Below are 17,135 nucleotides of genomic sequence, written 5' to 3' on the forward strand. Positions count from 1 at the left end.
CTCAGCACGGCACACCGCCGTCGGTCACGGGCCGGGGCACCACCTGGGGCTCCCGGGCCGGTTCGGCGGCCCGGTCCCGGCGGGCCCGCAGACTCTCCACCCAGGAGATCAGCGGCGGCGCGAGCCCGGTCAGCAGCGTCAGCGCCGGCCAGACCCGCAGCAGCGGGTAGTCGTGGTCGAGCGCGAAGCTCGCCGCGAGCAGCCCCGCGGCGGCGAGCGCCCAGCCCAGGTGCAGCCGGAACGTGCGCGGCGACTCGACGGTGCGCAGCGCGCCCTTGGCGGTGACCACGAACCCGAGCTTGCGGCGCAGCAGCGCGCCCACCGCGGCGGCCACGTAGACCGGTCCAGCGAACAGCGCGAGCGCCATGCCGACCATGCCCACCTCCTCCCGCTCGTGCGGGGCGATGTTGAAGCGGCGCAGCCACAGCCAGAGCAGGAACCAGGTGCCGATGGTGGAGCCCCACAGCGTCGCCCAGACCTGCGGGTCGAGCCGTCCCGCGTCGACGCCGGTCAGCAGGTACAGCGCGGTCGCGGCGTTGCCCAGCAGCAGGCTCACGGCCACGCTCGGGTAGTAGAACTGGAGCAGGCGGTACTGCCAGCGACGGCGCGACGGCAGGTCGCGTGGCGTGCGCAGCTCGCGCCGGAGCAGGATCTCGCAGATCCCGGCCGCCCAGCGCTTCTGCTGGTTGAAGTAGTCCGCCCAGGAGGTCGGTCCCTCGCCGAGCGCCACCACGTCGGGGGTGTAGACGCCCTTCCACCGGTTGCCGGTGGCCGGGTTGACGGCGGCGTGCACGCGGATGCTGGTGAGGTGGTCCTCGATGATCGAGTCCTGGTAGCCGCCGATGGTCCGCCAGGCCGCCGGACGGTAGAGGTGCCCGGTGCCGGTCAGCAGCGGCGCGTCCAGGCCGTTGCCGCCGCGGGCGATCAGCCCGTTGTAGAGGTACTGCTGCACCGAGGCGCCGTGGGCGACGAAGTTCTGGTGCATGTTGCCGTACACCTGGGGGGTCACCACGAACGCGACGTCCGGGTCGCGGAAGTAGCCGAGCGTGCGCTCCAGGAAGTTCGGCAGCGGCACGTGGTCCGGGTCGACGTTCGCGACCACGTCGTAGCGGTGCTCGTGCTCGGCCCGCCAGGCGTTGTGGTTGCCGGACTTGGTGCGGGCCCGGAACTCGCCGCCGGGCCGGTTGTACTCGGGCCGGCCCTTGCGGGTGAAGTGGCGTACGCCCAGCCGCGCGGCCATCGCCCGGACCGCCGGGTCGTCGCCCTCGTCGAGGATCCACACGTCGACGTGGCCGCAGTAGACGATCTCCCGCAGCCGGCGCAGTGTCCGCTCGGCGACCTCGATCGGCTCCTTGCTCGGCACGATGGTGGTGAGCAGGGCGACCCGCAGGCCGACCGGCGGGTCGACCGGCACCGGGTCCCGGGCGTGGTAGGCGAAGACCCAGACCACCACGTTCTGCGCCAGGCGGATCAGCTCGACGCCGACGACGACGCAGAACGCGAGCCGGGCGGCGACGGTCTGCCAGCCGCCGAGCCCCACGACGCCGGGGCCGGGCACGTGCTGGGGCAGCAGCAGCCAGCCCACGAAGACCAGTCCGGCGGCGCTGTTGACGAGCACCAGCAGCGTCAGGACCAGCCGCGCGGCGACCGAGGCGGTGGGGCGGAACTCGACCGCCGCGTCGGGGCGGCGGGGTGGTCGCAGCGGACCGGCGGTGGCGCCGCAGCGCGCGTACGCGAGGCGGGCGCGGACGTTGCGCTGCCGGCGGTCCGGATCGGCCCGCGTCCCGGGCGGGACGGGCGCGATCGGGCGGGCGCCCGGTGTCCCGGCCGTCGTGGCGCGGGACGGGCGTGTATCGGCGGCGACGGCCACGTTTCCCCCATGGTCTGCAGGCTCTGGAGCCGACAGAATGCTAAGCCGACAATAAACCGCAAAAAGGGCGAATCAGGCAGACATCGCCCGTTCGTCGACGGGTCACCGGGTCACGCGGGAAGCTGGGCCGCCACGGCGAGCAGCGCGACGAGCGCCAGCACGGCGACGACCCCGGCGGCACGCGCCCGGGACAGCGCGATCCCGCCGAGCACCGCCCAGGCGGGCACCGTGAACAGCAGGTTCCCCGCCGACCAGACCGGCACCGCCTGCGCCAGCGCCAGCAGCCCGAGCGCGGGCACCAGCGCCCAGGCGGTGCAGATCGCGGCGGCGTACCGCAGCGGGAGGCTGAACAGGGCCAGCCCGGCCAGCACGCCGCCGAACGCGGCGACGCCGAACAGGTCTCCGGGCGTGGCCGCCAGCACGGCGGCACCGGGCCGCACGCCGGACGCCAGATGACCGCCGTCGCGCAGGGCGTAACCGAGCAGCGCGGCGACCGGGAGCAGCCCGAGGACCACGGCGGCCAGCCATCTGACCGAGACGCGGCGGCGGAACGCCAGCACGACCCAGCCGTGGCCGGCGAGCAGCAGCAACGCCACCGGCTGGCACAGGCCCAGCAGCAGCACCGCGCCCGCGTAGGGCACGAGCCGCCGCGGGCCCGGCCGGTCCAGCGCGGGCACCAGCAGCCAGGTGGCGAGCACGGCGGCGAACACCGCCGGGGCGTACGGCTGCGCCTCCTGCGCGTACCGGATCGAGGTCGGCAGCACCGCGAAGATCGCGCCGGCCGCCAGGCCCGCGGCGGGCGTGGCGATCCGGGCGGCGAGCGCGCCGACGAGCGCCGCGGCCCCGATCATGGCCAGCAGCGACGGTACGCGCAGCGCGAGGTCCGTCGCGCCGAACAGCGCCGCCCAGCCGCGCACGAGCAGGTGGTACGGCCCGAGCGCGACGTCGTCGCCGGTCAGCGCGGCGCCGATCCCCGGCCACTGCGACGTGGCCGCGCGCCGGGTCGCCACCTCGCCGGCACTCGGCCCCGATGTCGTGATCCGGGCGGCGCCGAGCGCGCCCATCAGGAGCGCGGGCACCAGCCACGCCGCGATCCGCCACCGGAGCACGCCGGTCGCGGAGCGGACGGCGACCCGGTGCGGCCGGGCCTCGCCCCACGGGTCCTCGACCGCGGCGTCCCCGAGGCGGGGCAGGACCATGGTGTCCGCGTCCATCATCGTGACTCACGTATCCCTGTGGGTGCCGGCGACCGGGACCAGCCGGCCGGGCGGCGAGACGCGACCCGCGCGTGGCGGGCGGCACCGTCCCGGGTCACGGGCTGGATGACATCCTGGAGCCTACTGAGTCAAAAACGACATAACGCCAATATGAGCTGAAAGGGTCCGCCGGCCGCCCCGTGGACGACCGGCGGACCCGGCTCAGCGGAGGTCGGTCGTCGTCCAGCGGGGCGATTCGGCGGTGATCGCGACGGTGTCGCCGGTCAGCGTCGTCCGCGCCTGGACGTCGCGCCGGGCGCTCGTGCCGACCCAGACGTCGACCTCACCGGGCTCCACCACACGGGTCAGCGTGCGGTCGCTGAACGCCAGCCGCGTGGTCGGCACGGTCAGCTCGACCGTGACCGAGGCGCCCGGCTCCAGGCTCACCCGCCGGTAGCCGAGCAGCTGCGCGACCGGCCGGGTCACCGAGGCGACCAGGTCGCGGCCGTAGAGCTGCACCACGTCGTCACCGGCGACCGGGCCGGTGTTCGTCACGCGCACCGACACCCGCAGCGTCCCGTCGGTCGGCACCTCGGCCGGCACGGTCAGATCGGTGTACGCGAACGTGGTGAAGGACAGCCCGTGCCCGAACGGCGCCACCGGGGTCGCCGGCAGGTTGGTGCCGTTCATGCCCTCCCCCAGCTCGGGGTGCAGGTACGAGTACGGCTGCGCGCCGGCCGAGCCGGGCAGGGTGACCGGCAGCCGGCCGGACGGGTTGACCCGCCCGGACAGCACGCCCGCGATCGCTCCGGCGCCCTCCTCGCCCGGGAAGAACGTCTGCACCACCGCCGCGCAGCGGGACAGCGCCCAGCCGAGCGTGTACGGGCGGCCGGTGAGCAGCACCAGGACGACCGGGGTGCCGGTGTCCAGCACCGCCTCGACGAGCTGGCGCTGCACGCCGGGCAGCTCCAGGTCGTCCCGGTCGCAGCCCTCGCCTACGGTGCCGCGGCCGAACAGGCTGGCGTGGTCGCCCATCACGAGCACCGCCACGTCGGCGGCGGACGCGGCGGCGACCGCCTCGTCGAACCCGGACCGGTCCGCCGAGTCCACCTCACAGCCGGCCGCGAAGGTGACCGAGCCGGCGCCGAACTCGGCGCGCACCGCCTCCAGCACGGTCGGCACCTCGAAGCCGGTCTCCACACCCGGGTGGTGGGCCAGCACGTGGTTGAGGAAGGAGTAGCAGCCGAACAGCGCGCCCTGCCGGTCCGCGTTCGGGCCGACGACCGCCACCCGGCGGCCCGCCGGCAGCGGGAGCACACCCTCGTTGGCGACCAGGACGACCGACTCCTCGGCGAGCCGGCGTGCGATCGACCGGTGCTCCGGCGAGTCGAGGTCGATCGCGCCCGGCGGCTCGTCGTCGAACGTGGCGTCGAGCAGTCCGAGTTCCCGCTTCTGGCGCAGGACGCGCAGCACCGCCCGGTCGACCAGCGCCTCGTCGACGGCCCCGGCCCGCACCGACTCGGTCAGGGTCAGGTAGGCGTCACCGGTGGGCAGCTCGATGTCGAGGCCCGCGCTCAGCGCCTGCACCGCCGCCTCCGCGTTGTCGGCCGCGACGTGGTGCAGCAGGTTGAGGAAGGCCACCCCGTAGTAGTCGGCCACCACCGTGCCGTCGAAGCCCCACCGGTCCCGCAGCAGGTCGGTGAGCATCGTCGGGTCGGCCGCGACCGGCACGCCGTCGATCTCGGCGTACGAGTGCATGACGCTGCGGGCGTCGCCGTCGAGCAGCGCCATCTCGAACGGCGGCAGCAGCACGTCGGCGAGTTCCCGGGGACCGGCGTGCACCGGGCCGAAGTTGCGCCCGGCCCGCGAGGCGGAGTAGCCGGCGAAGTGCTTCAGCGTGGCGAGCACGCCCTGCGACTGCAGTCCCCGCACGTACGAGGTGCCGATGGTGCCGACGAGGTAAGGGTCCTCGGCGATGCACTCGTCGACCCGGCCCCAGCGGGGATCCCGGATCACATCCAGCACCGGGGACAGTCCCTGGTGGATGCCGAGCGCGCGCATCGAGGCCCCGATCGCCGCCGCCATCTCGGTGACCAGGTCGGGATCGAACGCGGCGCCCCAGGCCAGCGGCGTCGGGAAGGTGGCCGCCTTCCACGCCGACAGGCCGGTCAGGCACTCCTCGTGCACGATGGCCGGGATGCCCAGCCGGGTGCCCGTCACCAGGTCCCGCTGGAACTTCCACAGCCACGCCGCGCGGGCGGCGGCGTCGACCGGGCGGGTGCCGTAGGCGCGGGTCAGGTGACCCAGCCCGTGCCGGGAGAAGTCCTCGAGCCGGCCGGTGTCGGCGAACTCGCCCTGCAGGGGCGCGACCGCCTCACCGTCCTCCTTCTCCCAGAACCCGACGAGCTGCGCGACCTTCTCCTCGATCGTCATACGAGCGAGCAGTTCCCGTACGCGCGCCTCGGCGTCGGGCCCGTCCGGCCGGTCGTGGCCCGAACCTGCCTGAGCCGGTACCGGCCCGTCCACCAGCGCGTGGACCTCTGTCATGGTGTGCCTTTCCACTGGTTGTGCTGGTACCGCTGCCGCTCAGCCCTTGACCGCGCCCTGGAGACCGCCCACGATCTGCTTCTCCGCCAGGGTGAAGAACAGCAGCGCCGGCAACATCGCCAGCGACGTGAAGGCGAGGACTCCCGCGGTGTCGGTGGTGTACTGGCTGGAGAAGTTCTGCACGCCCAGCGGCAGGGTGTGCAGGTTGACGTCCCCGAGGACGAGCAGCGGCAGGAGGAACGCGTTCCAGCTCGCCACGAACGCGAGGATGCCGACGGTGACGACCGCGGGCCGCGACAGCGGCAGCACGATCCGCCAGAGGAAGCCGAGCCGGCCGGCGCCGTCGATGGCAGCCGCGTCCTCCAGCTCCCGCGGGATGGCCGACAGGAACGGCCGCAGGATGACGATCGTGAGCGGCAGCGAGAAGGCCACCTGCGGAAGGATCACCGCGTAGTAGGAGTTGATCAGGTTCAGGTCACGCAGCAGGAGGTACAGCGGCAGGATCGCCGCGCCGGCCGGGAACAGCAGGCCGAGGGTGAAGAAGGTGTAGAGCGCCTCGCGTCCCCGGAACGTGTACCGGGCCAGCACGAACGCCGCGGCCATGCCGAGCACCACCACGCCGAGCGTGGTGCCGAACGCGACCACGGCGCTGTTGAACGCCTGCCGCCAGAACCCGCTCTGCGTGAGCACCCGGTAGTAGTTCTCCCAGACCCACGGGTCGGGCAGGCCGGCCGGGTCGTCCACGATCTGCGGCGTGGTGCGGAAACCACCGACGATGACGTACACGACGGGCGCGATCGACACGGCCGCGACCGCGAGCGCCAGCGCGTACGTCAGCGGCGTGTTCCACTGCACCGGCCGGCGCCCGGCGGAGGGGGCGGGTACGGAGTTCACGGCCACTGTCACTTCCCCTTCCGGGTGATGGCGCCCTCGATGTCACGGCGGAGCAGGAACCGCTGGAACAGCAGCGCCGCGACGAAGGAGATGGCGAACAGGATCACGGCCACCGCGTTGCCGTAGCCCCACAGCCGGGCGAAGAAGCCGTTGTCCACCATGTACGTGGCCATGGTGGCCGAGGCGCCGAGCGAGCGCACCGCGGGCACCGAGGTCACCCAGACCATGTCGAAGACCTGCAACGAGCCGATCATCGACAGGAACATCCAGATCCGGATGGTGGGGCCGAGCAGCGGCAGCGTGACGTGGCGCTGGATCTGCCACCAGCTCGCGCCGTCGATCTCGGCCGCCTCGTTCAGCTCCGGCGGCACGTTCGACAGGCCGGCGAGCAGGAGGATGATGGCGAAGCCGACGTACTTCCAGGTGAGGACGAACAGCAGCGTCCAGATGACCACGTCGAGGTCGGCCAGCCACGCCTGCACGAAGCCGCCCAGGCCGATCGACCGCAGCAGCGCGTCGAGCGTGCCGCCGTCGGTCAGGATCAGCTTCCACATGATGCCGACGGTGACCTCGGCCAGCACGTACGGCACGAAGACCAGCAGGCGGAACGCCGAGCGTCCGCGGAAGCGGCGGTTGAGCAGCAGGGCGATGCCGAGTGCGACGGGGCCCTGGATGAGCAGCGATCCGAACACGATGATCGCGTTGTTGCGCAGCGCGTCGAGGAAGATCGGGTCCTGGAACGCGAGCGTGTAGTTGCGGAAGCCGACGTACTCGGTGGGCGGGCCGACGCCGCGCCAGCGGAACAGGCTGTAGTAGAACGCGAAGCCCATCGGCACCAGCACGAACAGCACGTAGATGAGGACCGCCGGCGTGGTCAGCCCGATGATCTCGTACCACTTGCGGCGGGTCTCGGCGCGGCGTGAGGCGGCTCGTGCGCCGGGCCGGAGGCCCGCCGGCGGCGCGGTCACGCCGCCGGCGGGCATACGGGTCTGCGATGCGGACGTCACTTGCTTGCGGCCGCCTTCATGGCCGAGACGACCTTCTCAGGTGTCCCGTTGCCGGCGAAGATCGCGACGATCGCGTCGTTCATCGCGTTGCCGACGGTGCTGCCGAAGGCGGTGTCGAGCCAGAGCTGCACGTAGGTGGCCGAGGAGGTGGACTCCAGGATGGACTTCAGGGCCGGGTCGGTGACGCCGTCGGCCGCGCCCTTGGCGACCGGCAGGCCGGTGCCGGTGGCGGCGTAGCCCTTCTGCACCTCGGGGCTGACGAGGTACTTGAGGAACTCGACGCACTCGGCCGGGGCGTTCTTGGAGCAGGCGAAGCCGTCGCCGCCGCCCAGGGCGGCCTTCGGGTCACCGGCGGAGCCGGAGATCGCCGGCACCGGGAACCAGCCGAGGAACTTGCCCAGGGCCGCCTTGTCGGTGGCCACGGTGTCCAGGGTGCCGCGGTTCCAGTCGCCCATCAGCTCCATCGCGGCCTTGCCGTTGGCGAGCAGGCCGTTGGCGCTGGTCGGGTCGTTCTGGCCCGGCGTGGCGATGAAGTTGTTCTGGAACGGCTTGGTGTCGATGAACGCCTTCAGGTCCTGGCCGGCCTTGACGAAGCACGGGTCGTCGAAGGTCCGGTCGGTGGTGGCCTTCTTCAGCGTGTCGACCGAGCAGGCACGCAGCGCGAAGTTGTACCACCAGTGCGCGGCGGGCCACTTGTCACCGGCGCCGAGGGCGATCGGGACGACGTTGATGGCCTTGAGCTTGGTGACCGCGGCGTTGAGCTCCTCGAAGGTGGCCGGCGGCGCCGTGATGCCCGCCCTCGCGAACATGTCCTTGTTGTACCAGATGCCCTCGATGCCCATCCGGTACGGCAGACCGTACTGCTTGCCGTTCACCTGCCAGATCTCCGAGGCGCTGCCGATGTCGGCCACCTCGTCCTTCACCTGGTCGGTGATGTCCTTGAGGTAGTCGGCCTCGACCTGCTCGCGCATCTCGCCGCCGCCCCAGGCCTGGAAGACGTCCGGCGGGTCGTTGCTCAGCAGCGCGGCGGGGAGCCGGGTGCGCTGGAGCTGGTTCGTCTCGATCGCCTCGATCTCGATCTTGACGGTCGGGTGGGCTGCGGAGAAGTCCTTGGCGACCTTCTCCCAGTACGTCTTGCCGGGCCCGTCCTGCGAGGCGTTGTGCCACCAGGTCAACGTCACCGGGTTCTTGTACAGCTCGCTCTCGGCGGCCTTCTCCTCCTCGCCACCACCACTGCACGCGGAGGCCAGCAGAGCGCTTGTCACAAACAGTGCCAGGACGGCACCAGCACGGCGCTTCATCGCCATAGATGTCTCCTCGACCACTTAGCCGGGTTACCTGCGGGGGAGTTTTACAGGGCCGTAACGTGAAGTCAATCGGTATCGATAACGTTTTCGACATCGTCTTCGATCCCGCCGGAGGAGCCCTCTATCATCGTCCGCGTGGTGTTCGAGCAGCGCGTCAAGATGTCGGACGTGGCACGTACGGCCGGCGTCTCGGTGGCAACCGTATCCAAGGTTGTCAATGGAAGGTACGGCGTCGCGCAGGCCACCGTCGAGCGCGTCCAGCAGGTCATCCACGAGCTCGGCTACGAGGCCAGCCTCGGGGCGCAGAGCCTGCGCAGCCATCGCACGAACGTGCTGGGCATCCTGGTCGCCGAGTTCGAGCCGTTCTCCACCGAGTTGCTCAAGGGCGCCTCCCGGGAGGTCGCCGGCAGCGGCTACCAGCTGCTCGCCTACTCCAGCGGCGACGGCGAGGGCGCGGCCATAGGGTGGGAGCGGCGCTCGCTGGCCCGGCTGTCCGGGACGCTCATCGACGGCGCGGTGATCGTGACGCCGACCGTGGTCGAGACCAAGCACGGCTTCCACGTGGTGGCCGTCGACCCGCACACCGGCCCGTCCGGCCTGCCCACCGTCGACTCCGACAACTTCGCCGGTGCGGTGCTGGCCACCGACCACCTGCTGTCGCTCGGGCACCGGCGGATCGCGCACATCAGCGGCCGGCCCGACCTGGAGTCGGCCCGCCTGCGCGAGGCCGGGTTCCGCAAGGCGATGGCCGACGCGGGCGTGCCCGTCGACGAGCAGCTCGTCCGGGTCGGCGGCTTCCGCACCGAGACCGCGGCCAGCACCGCCGCCGAACTGCTCGCGCTCCCCGACCGGCCGACCGCGATCTTCGCCGGCAACGACCTCTCGGCGATCTCCACGGTGGACGTCGCCCGCGGCCTCGGCCTCGGCGTACCGGACGACCTGTCGGTCATCGGCTTCGACAACATCCCGGAGTCGGCACTCGTCGACCCACCGCTCACCACGATCCGGCAGCCGCTGCAACGCATGGGCGCCGAGTCGCTGCGCCTGCTGATCGACCTCATCGCCGGCGTCGAGCGGGACACGCACATCCAGCTCCCCACCGAGCTGGTCGTCCGGGCCTCCTGCCGCCCGCTGCGCTGAGGCGTCACCTCACCCTCCCGATCCGGTGATTGACGGACGGCTATCGGCGTCCGTAATGTTTCGGGCTACTTCCGGAAGTGATACCGGAAGTTTCGGAAGCCCGCACCGTCCGTCCACCCGGGCGCCCGCCGGTCCGTTCCACGCCGCGGCGTTCCCGGCACCGCCACCGCCGGCCCCCGGCCGTGCGCACCCTCCCGAAAGGAACGACCATGAAGCTGAGACGTTGGCTCGCCGCCGGCGCCGTCGCCGTCGTGACCGCCACCGCCCTCAACGTCGTCCCCGCGACGGCCGGACGGCCGTACGACCCGGCCGCGCAGAGCCTGCGCGAGCTGGCCAAGCGCCACGGCCTGTACGTGGGCACCGCAGTGGACATGGCCGCCCTCAACGACGCCAGCGAACCGCAGTACCGCCAGATAGCCGCGTCCGAGTTCTCCACTGTCACCGCCGAGAACGTGATGAAGTGGGAGAGCCTCGAACCCACCCGCGGCACATACAACTGGGGCCCGGCCGACGAGCTGATCGACTTCGCCCGCAAGAACAACCAGCGGGTCCGGGGCCACGTGCTGGTCTGGCACAACCAGTTGCCCGCGTGGCTGACCAGCGGGGTCGCGGACGGCTCGATCAGCAAGGCCGAGCTGCGCCAGATCCTGCGCGACCACATCACCGCTGTGGTCACCCACTTCAAGGGCAAGATCTGGCAGTGGGACGTGGTGAACGAGGCGGTCAGCGACCCCTGGGACACCCCGTCCACCCTGCACTACAAGGGGTTCTGGGCGCAGAACCTCGGGCCCGGCTACATCGCCGACGCGTTCCGCTGGGCCCGCGCCGCCGACCCGAAGGCGCTGCTGTTCTACAACGACTACAACATCGAGGCGTTCGGCTCCGGCAACCCGGCCGACGACAAGACGCAGTTCGTCTACAACATGGCCCGTGACCTGCGGGCCAAGGGCGTGCCGATCGACGGCGTGGGCGCACAGGGCCACCTGGGCACCCAGTACGGCAACTTCAGCACGCTCCAGGTGGCCGCGGCGCTGCGCAAGTTCGCCGGGCTCGGGCTGGCCACGGCCCTCACCGAGGTGGACGTGCGCAGCCAGATCACCGAAGGGGTGGAGGGCGGCGACTCCGCGGAGATCAACCCTCGCCTGCAGGCGTCCGCGGCGAACTTCAGCGTGCTGATGCAGGCCTGCCTGGCCGAGCGGCACTGCCTGTCGTTCACCCTCTGGGGCTTCACCGACAAGCACTCCTGGGTGCCCGGGGCGTTCTCCGACCCGCCGGAGGGCCTGGCCACCGTCTACGACGAGAACTACCAGCCGAAGCTCGCGTACCACGAGCTGAAGTCGGACCTGATCTTCTCCGGTCCGCCCTACGTGCTGCCGCGCATCCCGCAGCACCCGCGCCGCTAGACGACCGGCGCACCACGGCGGGGCCGGTCCGGTGACCGGCCCCGCCGCCTGTGTCCGGCCGGTCCGCGCTCACGCCGCCCGGCGCCGGCCCAGTTCCGACTCCAGCCGTCCGATGAGCGTCTTGCGGGCCTTGCCGCCGCGCTCCCGGCGCAGCGCCGCGCCGAGCTGGCGGGTGTCGAGGTCGCGGACCAGCTTGACCGCCTCGGTCACCGGCAGCTCGTTGATCTGCTCGGCGGCCGTGGCGTCCCGGCGGGCCCGCTTCGCCGGGCCGGTGTTCGGCACGTACTGGCGGCCGGAGCGCGACGCGCGGCGCTTGCGGGTGTCGGTGGCGCGCCGTTCGTTCTCCGACAGCTCCTTCCACGCCTGTTCGGGCAGGTAACGGCGCGTTTCGCCACCGTTGCGGGCGCGCGTGTCACCGCTGCGGGTCTGCCACTTCTCGCCGCCCCAGCGTTGCAGCGAGCGCTGCCGTGCGTCCTTCGGGCCCTCGAATCCCCCGCCGGCCTTCTTGTACTCGTTCGTCAGCAGCTGCGACTTGCGGGCCGACCACTGCCCCGGCCGTCCGCCCCTGTCGGAGGCGCGGATCTCGGCCTTGAGGCGTTCCCGCAGTTCCGGCTCGGTGTACTTCGCCATGACGCAGCGTTACCCGGACCGGGAGCGGCCATGCCGGTCAGCCGGTCAGCCGGACGCCGGCCGGTACACCAGATCCATCGTGTCGGTGCGCCCCGACCAGTCCAGCCGCAGCCGCCAGCACCCGGCGGCCGGCAGGTCGACGATGGACGGCCCGGGCCCGCCGTCCACGCGGCGGACGACCGGACTGTCCGTCCCGTCGCGCGTCGCGGTGATCACCAGGGGTGTCCGCTGCGCCGGCTCGGACCGGCCCGGCTCGGGGCGCGCCACCCAGAGGATCTTGTTGTTCGCGCCGTCGCCGCGCGCGTGCACCAGCGGGTACGCGAACAGGATCGCCACGATGTCGCCCCGGGTGCCGAAGACGTGCCGCACCCGGGTGTCGCCGGTGAACCCGGCATCCGCCCAGTCCGGCAGCCGGCCGGTCTCCAGCCGCTCCGCGCAGGCCGCCGGCACGGCCGGTTCCGCGGCGGGCGTGGTGGCCGGGACCGTGGCCGGCGCGCCCGCCGGGACCGCGGCCGGGCCGCTGCAACCGGCCAGCAGCAGGACCGGCACCAGCAGGACTCTTCTCCGAACGGACATCCGGCCTCCCCCGTCGACGACTCTCGTCTTCCCGACACCGCCCGGCGCCCCGAGGTTCCCGCCGCGCTCACTCCACCGAGGACGCGACGTCCAGCGCCTGCTCACGGGTGAGGTCGCCCTCCAGCCGGTAGCTCACCCCGGCCCGCTCCCAGATCAGCGTGGCGGCGGACAACCGCGCGGTGGCGACCCGTTCCGTCCCTGAACGGTCCACGTACGCCAGCGCGTGCGGACCGCCCACCCAGATCGCGAACTCGCCGCCGACCTGGGTGAGCGTCACGTCCGCCCCGGCGGACCGCTTGTGGAACACGATGTCGAGCGAGCCGTCGAACGCGTCCAGCCGCACCGTCCCGCCCCGGTAGAGCAGGCTGACGACCCGGTGCGCGCCGGCGCCGTCCGGATCGGCGACGAGCACACGTTCGGGCGGGCCGAGGCGGGCCGGCACGCGGACCGGGAAGCGGACCTGCCGCTGCGCCTCGGCGAGCGCGACCTGGTGCTGCGCGGGCAGCGGCGAGGGCGTACCCGCCGGTGGCGGCGCGGGTGCGGTGTCGATGACGACCCCGGAGATCCGCAGCAGCCCGGTCACCGCGCCGGCGAGTGCGGCCCGGCCCGGCGGCAGCGCCGCCACGAGCAGGGCGGCGAGCGCGGCGGCCAGCACGTATCGCCACCGGCGGCGCGGCGCGGGCGCGTCGAGCCGGGCGCGGACCCGCGCGGTGAGGTCGGGCGTCCGCGCCGGCTCCAGCCAGCCGGTCAGCTCACGCAGCTCCCGTTCCAGGTCATCCACGGTGCGCCACCTCCCGGTCCAGCAGGGCACGCAGCTTCGCCAGCGCCCGGTGGGTCCGTGACTTCACGGTGCCCCGGGGCAGCCCCAGCACGGTCACCGTCTCGTCCTCGCCGAGGTCGAGCAGGTAGCGGCAGACGATCACCTCCCGATCGCGGACGGGCAGCCGGCGCAGCGCCCCGACCAGCGCGGCCCGGCGCTCGGCCGCCAGCACGGCGTCGAGCCCGTCGTCGGCGGTGACCGTCGCGACCGGGTCCACCGCCGCCGCGCGCAGCGTCAGCCCGTCGCGCCGGGTGCGCGTCCGGTGCAGGTTCCGGGTCTCGTTGGCGACGATCGCGAGCAGCCAGGACCGGAACGACGCCTCGGCCCGGTAGCGGGACAGTTTCCGGTACGCCTTCACGAACGCCTCCTGGACCACGTCCTCGGCGTCCGGACCGGCGCCGAGCAGCACCGCAGTCCGGTACGCGGGCGCGGTGTGCCGGGCGACCAGGGCGTCGTACGCCTCCCGGTCGCCGGCGCGTACGCGGGTGACGAGTTCGTCGTCGTCCAGGGCAGCCTCCGTCGGTCCGCTTCCATGACACCGCTCGCGCCGCCCGGGTTCCACCGGGAGTTTGGCCGGGTGCCGGGGCGGAAAGAGTGGCGGGATGAGCTGGGCGAAGAGAGCCGTACCCGCAGCCGTCGCCGCCGTCGCCGCGCTGGCGGCGCGGGACCTGCTGCAACGCGACCACGCGCTGCGCCGCAACTTCCCGGTGCTGGGCCGGGCCCGGTACCTGATCGAGTCGATCGGCCCGGAGCTGCGGCAGTACATCGTGGCCGGCAACGACGAGGAACGGCCGTTCACCCGCGACCAGCGGCGCTGGGTGTACGCCTCGGCCAAGCAGGAGAACAACTACTTCGGTTTCGGCACCGACAACGACATCGAGCACACGTCCGGCTATCCGATCATCAAGCACCGCACGTTCGGCCGGGCGGTCCCGCCGTCGGCGCCGACCGCCGGGCACGACGTGACGCTGCCCTGCGCCAAGGTGCTCGGCGCGGCGCGCGGCCGGGCGCACGCGTTCCGGCCGGAGTCGGTGGTGAACATCTCCGGGATGAGCTTCGGGTCGCTGTCCGGCAACGCGGTCGAGGCGCTCAACCGGGGCGCCGCGCTGGCCGGGTGCCTGCACAACACCGGTGAGGGCGGGCTGTCGCCGTACCACCGCAACGGCGGCGAGCTGGTCTTCCAGCTCGGCACCGCGTACTTCGGCTGCCGCGACGAGCAGGGCCGGTTCAGCCTGGAACGGCTCAAGGACCTGGTGGCGTCGGCGCCGGTACGCGCGCTGGAGATCAAGCTCAGCCAGGGCGCCAAGCCGAGCCTCGGCGGGCTGCTGCCGGCGGCGAAGGTCTCCGCCGAGATCGCCGCCACCCGGGGCATCCCGGAGGGACGCGACTGTGTCAGCCCGTCCCGGCACGCCGAGTTCTCCGACTGCGACAGCCTGCTTGACTGGGTGGAGCTGCTCGCCGCCGAGACCGGGCTGCCGGTCGGCATCAAGTCCGCCGTCGGCGACCTGGGGTTCTGGGAGGAGCTGACCACGCTGATGCGCGACACCGGCCGTGGCGTGGACTTCGTGACCGTCGACGGCGGCGAGGGCGGCACCGGCGCCGCGCCGCTGATCTTCAGCGACTCCGTCTCGCTGCCGTTCCAGCAGGGCTTCTCCCGGGTCTACCGGACGTTCGCCGAACGCGACCTGCACGAGAGCGTGGTGTTCGTCGGCGCCGGCAAGCTGGGCCTGCCGGACAACGCCGTGGTGGCGTTCGCGCTCGGCGCCGACATGGTCAACGTCGGGCGGGAGGCGATGCTGGCGATCGGCTGCATCCAGGCGCAGAAGTGCCACACCGACACCTGCCCGACCGGCGTCGCCACGCAGAACGCCTGGCTGGCCCGGGGTCTGGACCCGGCCCGCAAGTCGGTCCGGGCCGCGAACTACATCCGTACGCTGCGCCGCGACCTGGTCAAGGTGGCCGAGGCGTGTGGCGTCGAGCATCCCGGGCTGATCGGCACCGACTCGGTGGAGATCCTCGACGGCCGGACCTCCTCGATCCCGCTGGACCGGGCGTTCGGCTACCGGCCGGAGTGGGGAATGCCGTCGGCAGCCGACCGGTCGGAGATCGTCCGGCTGATGACGGCCGAGGCGCCGCAGGGCGGCAGCGCGCCGCCCTCCCCCACCGCCGTCGGTTGACCCGGGCGGCGGAAACTCGGTCGGCCGCCGCACCGCCGCCGCGTACAGTCCGCCGCATGGCTGTGGACACGAGGCCGGCGGTGCGCGCCGGCCGATTCCGGCTGCTCCCGCTGGGTGTGGTGTTCCTGACCGTCGGCCTCTCCACCGCCGTGGTGCTGCCGTTCCTGTCGCTGTTCCTCGACCGCGAGGTCCACGCCAGTCCGTTACGGGTGACCGTGTTCCTGGTCGTCGCCCCGCTCTCCGGGGTGGTCGCCTCGGCGCTGATCGGCCGGCTGTCGGACCGCCTGCCGATCCGGCGCGCGCTGCTCGTCGGCGCCGCGCTGGCCGGCGTGGTGGGCGCGGGTCTGACCGCGTACGTCCGCGACTACTGGATCCTGCTGGGGCTCACCGCGACCGCCACGGCGCTGGCGAACTCGCTGTTCCCGCAGTCGTTCGCGTACACCCGGGCGCTGTTCGACAGGGACGATCCGGCGCGGGCCGCGTTCGGCGTCAGCCTCATGCGTACCGTGTTCTCGCTGGCCTGGGTGGCCGGGCCGGCGCTGGCCGCGGTGCTGCTCGACGTCGGCGGCTTCCGCCTGGTCTACGGCATGGCCGCCGTCATGTACGCGCTGGCCGCGCTGGTGGCCGCGTTCCGGCTGGAGGAGCTGCCGCTGCCGGCGCGGCCGGTCGCGGGCGATCCGGACGGCGCCGCGCCCGGCCCACCCGGCGCGTCCCGGCTGCGGCTGGCGCTGACGGTGCTCGCGTTCGTCCTGCTCCAGTGCCCGCTGACGGTCGGTGTGCAGGCGCTGCCGCTGTTCATCGACACCGAACTGAACGACGACCCCTCCCGCGCCGGACTGGTGCTGGGCCTGTGCGCGGCACTGGAGATCCCGCTGATGCTCGGGCTGGGCGCGCTGACCGCGCGGGTCCGGCTGCGGACGCTGGTCCTGGTCGGCGGTGCCTGCGGGGTCGCCTACTACGCGACCGCCGCGCTGGCGCCGAACGTGCCGGTCCTGCTGTTCACGCAGCCGGTGAACGCGCTGTTCATCGCCGCGGTGTCCGGCGTCGGCATCGCCTACGTGCAGGATCTGCTGCCGGGCGAGCCGGGCCGGGCCACCACGCTGTTCACCAACACGTTCCCGATCGGGGCCATGCTCGCCGGGCCGCTGCTCGGGATCTCCGCGCAGGTCGGCTACCGGTGGGCATACGGCATGAGCACCGCGCTGTGCGCGACCGGGCTGCTGGTGCTGCTGCTGACCCGGCCGGCGGCGCGGGCCGAACCGGTGCCCGTGGGCGGGTGACTCACGGGCACCGGTGATCAGCTCGGCGCCGGCGGGTGACCGGCGGTGGCCGCGATCAGGAGGGACAACTCCCGGACGAGGTCGTCCATGCTCTGCCCACTACCAGCCCGCACCAGGCCGAGAGCCAGGTCGGCGAGCAGGTAGAACCCGAGGGTCCGGGCCTGCTCGCCGGGGAACGCGGCGAGCAGATCCTCGGCGCCGGCGAGGTCACCCCGGTGCTTGGCCGCGATCACCCCGGCGGCGCGCTGCACCAGTTCCGCCGCCTCGGGGATGGGCCCGCTCACCGGA

Annotated in this window: 15 protein-coding genes; 4 read left to right on the top strand and 11 right to left on the bottom strand. The window is 72.8% G+C overall.

Going from position 1 to position 17,135, the window contains the following annotated elements; all coding sequences use genetic code 11:
* Position 1: 1 nt before the first annotated feature.
* From ACN27D_RS34260 to ACN27D_RS34285, 6 genes are all read right to left on the bottom strand, one after another.
* Entirely contained in the window at positions 2–1,870 is a 1,869-nt protein-coding gene (locus ACN27D_RS34260) for a glycosyltransferase family 2 protein (protein ID WP_421501010.1), read from the bottom strand.
* Positions 1,871–1,980: 110 nt separating this feature from the next.
* Positions 1,981–3,087: a glycosyltransferase family 39 protein gene (locus ACN27D_RS34265; RefSeq protein ID WP_421501011.1), complete on the bottom strand. Its 1,107-nt coding sequence runs from the start codon at positions 3,085–3,087 to the stop codon at positions 1,981–1,983.
* Between the two features lie 201 nt (positions 3,088–3,288).
* Positions 3,289–5,613 (bottom strand): glycoside hydrolase family 3 N-terminal domain-containing protein, encoded by a 2,325-nt coding sequence (locus ACN27D_RS34270; protein ID WP_421501012.1) that lies wholly within the window; start codon positions 5,611–5,613, stop codon positions 3,289–3,291.
* 39 nt (positions 5,614–5,652) lie between these two features.
* Positions 5,653–6,519 (bottom strand): carbohydrate ABC transporter permease, encoded by an 867-nt coding sequence (locus ACN27D_RS34275; protein ID WP_121683748.1) that lies wholly within the window; start codon positions 6,517–6,519, stop codon positions 5,653–5,655.
* Complete coding sequence (locus tag ACN27D_RS34280) at positions 6,516–7,514, bottom strand: carbohydrate ABC transporter permease (protein ID WP_121683747.1); 999 nt, start codon at positions 7,512–7,514, stop codon at positions 6,516–6,518. The genes ACN27D_RS34275 and ACN27D_RS34280 overlap by 4 nt, the downstream gene beginning before the upstream one ends.
* A complete protein-coding gene (locus ACN27D_RS34285) occupies positions 7,511–8,779 on the bottom strand; it encodes an ABC transporter substrate-binding protein (RefSeq protein WP_233585521.1) in 1,269 nt (422 codons plus the stop codon). The genes ACN27D_RS34280 and ACN27D_RS34285 overlap by 4 nt, the downstream gene beginning before the upstream one ends.
* Before the next feature lie 177 nt (positions 8,780–8,956).
* On the opposite strand from ACN27D_RS34285, the gene ACN27D_RS34290 reads away from it, so the two are divergent.
* Together ACN27D_RS34290 and ACN27D_RS34295 are read left to right on the top strand one after the other, a co-directional pair.
* Positions 8,957–9,961, top strand: a complete 1,005-nt coding sequence (locus ACN27D_RS34290; RefSeq protein ID WP_120569507.1) for a LacI family DNA-binding transcriptional regulator — start codon at positions 8,957–8,959, stop codon at positions 9,959–9,961.
* A 209-nt stretch (positions 9,962–10,170) separates the two neighbouring features.
* On the top strand, positions 10,171–11,364 hold the full coding sequence (locus ACN27D_RS34295) for an endo-1,4-beta-xylanase (protein WP_421501013.1): 1,194 nt from the start codon (positions 10,171–10,173) through the stop codon (positions 11,362–11,364).
* Between the two features lie 69 nt (positions 11,365–11,433).
* Here ACN27D_RS34295 and ACN27D_RS34300 read toward each other — a convergent pair whose 3' ends face one another.
* The 4 genes from ACN27D_RS34300 to ACN27D_RS34315 all read right to left on the bottom strand — a co-directional run bounded on the left by ACN27D_RS34300 (position 11,434) and on the right by ACN27D_RS34315 (position 13,952).
* Entirely contained in the window at positions 11,434–11,994 is a 561-nt protein-coding gene (locus ACN27D_RS34300; protein WP_121683744.1) for a DUF5872 domain-containing protein, read from the bottom strand.
* A 45-nt stretch (positions 11,995–12,039) separates the two neighbouring features.
* Positions 12,040–12,570 carry a hypothetical protein gene (locus tag ACN27D_RS34305; protein WP_121683743.1) on the bottom strand — a complete coding sequence of 177 codons (531 nt, stop codon included), beginning with the start codon at positions 12,568–12,570 and terminating at the stop codon, positions 12,040–12,042.
* A gap of 67 nt (positions 12,571–12,637) precedes the next feature.
* A complete protein-coding gene (locus ACN27D_RS34310; protein WP_252448099.1) occupies positions 12,638–13,351 on the bottom strand; it encodes a hypothetical protein in 714 nt (237 codons plus the stop codon).
* The gene (locus ACN27D_RS34315) at positions 13,344–13,952 is read right to left on the bottom strand and encodes an RNA polymerase sigma factor (RefSeq protein WP_121683741.1); all 609 of its coding nucleotides are present in this window, start codon (positions 13,950–13,952) and stop codon (positions 13,344–13,346) included. The genes ACN27D_RS34310 and ACN27D_RS34315 overlap by 8 nt, the downstream gene beginning before the upstream one ends.
* Before the next feature lie 40 nt (positions 13,953–13,992).
* Between ACN27D_RS34315 and ACN27D_RS34320 the strand changes: the two genes are divergently transcribed.
* Together ACN27D_RS34320 and ACN27D_RS34325 are read left to right on the top strand one after the other, a co-directional pair.
* The gene (locus tag ACN27D_RS34320) at positions 13,993–15,567 is read left to right on the top strand and encodes an FMN-binding glutamate synthase family protein (RefSeq protein ID WP_421501014.1); all 1,575 of its coding nucleotides are present in this window, start codon (positions 13,993–13,995) and stop codon (positions 15,565–15,567) included.
* A 56-nt stretch (positions 15,568–15,623) separates the two neighbouring features.
* Positions 15,624–16,847 (top strand): sugar efflux transporter, encoded by a 1,224-nt coding sequence (locus tag ACN27D_RS34325; RefSeq protein ID WP_421501015.1) that lies wholly within the window; start codon positions 15,624–15,626, stop codon positions 16,845–16,847.
* A gap of 17 nt (positions 16,848–16,864) precedes the next feature.
* On the opposite strand, the gene ACN27D_RS34330 is transcribed toward ACN27D_RS34325, so the two are convergent.
* On the bottom strand, positions 16,865–17,131 hold the full coding sequence (locus ACN27D_RS34330) for a superoxide dismutase (protein ID WP_358171646.1): 267 nt from the start codon (positions 17,129–17,131) through the stop codon (positions 16,865–16,867).
* Positions 17,132–17,135: the final 4 nt, after the last annotated feature.

It is taken from the genome of Micromonospora sp. WMMD1274 (genome assembly GCF_049179035.1).
Taxonomy (GTDB): Bacteria; Actinomycetota; Actinomycetes; order Mycobacteriales; family Micromonosporaceae; genus Micromonospora; species Micromonospora tulbaghiae.

Coding starts and splice junctions, on each gene's coding strand:
- ACN27D_RS34265 (WP_421501011.1), bottom strand. CDS start 3,087: ATGATGGACGCGGACACCATGGTCCTGCCCCGCCTCGGGGACGCCGCG.
- ACN27D_RS34270 (WP_421501012.1), bottom strand. CDS start 5,613: ATGACAGAGGTCCACGCGCTGGTGGACGGGCCGGTACCGGCTCAGGCA.
- ACN27D_RS34295 (WP_421501013.1), top strand. CDS start 10,171: ATGAAGCTGAGACGTTGGCTCGCCGCCGGCGCCGTCGCCGTCGTGACC.
- ACN27D_RS34300 (WP_121683744.1), bottom strand. CDS start 11,994: ATGGCGAAGTACACCGAGCCGGAACTGCGGGAACGCCTCAAGGCCGAG.
- ACN27D_RS34305 (WP_121683743.1), bottom strand. CDS start 12,570: ATGTCCGTTCGGAGAAGAGTCCTGCTGGTGCCGGTCCTGCTGCTGGCC.
- ACN27D_RS34320 (WP_421501014.1), top strand. CDS start 13,993: ATGAGCTGGGCGAAGAGAGCCGTACCCGCAGCCGTCGCCGCCGTCGCC.
- ACN27D_RS34325 (WP_421501015.1), top strand. CDS start 15,624: ATGGCTGTGGACACGAGGCCGGCGGTGCGCGCCGGCCGATTCCGGCTG.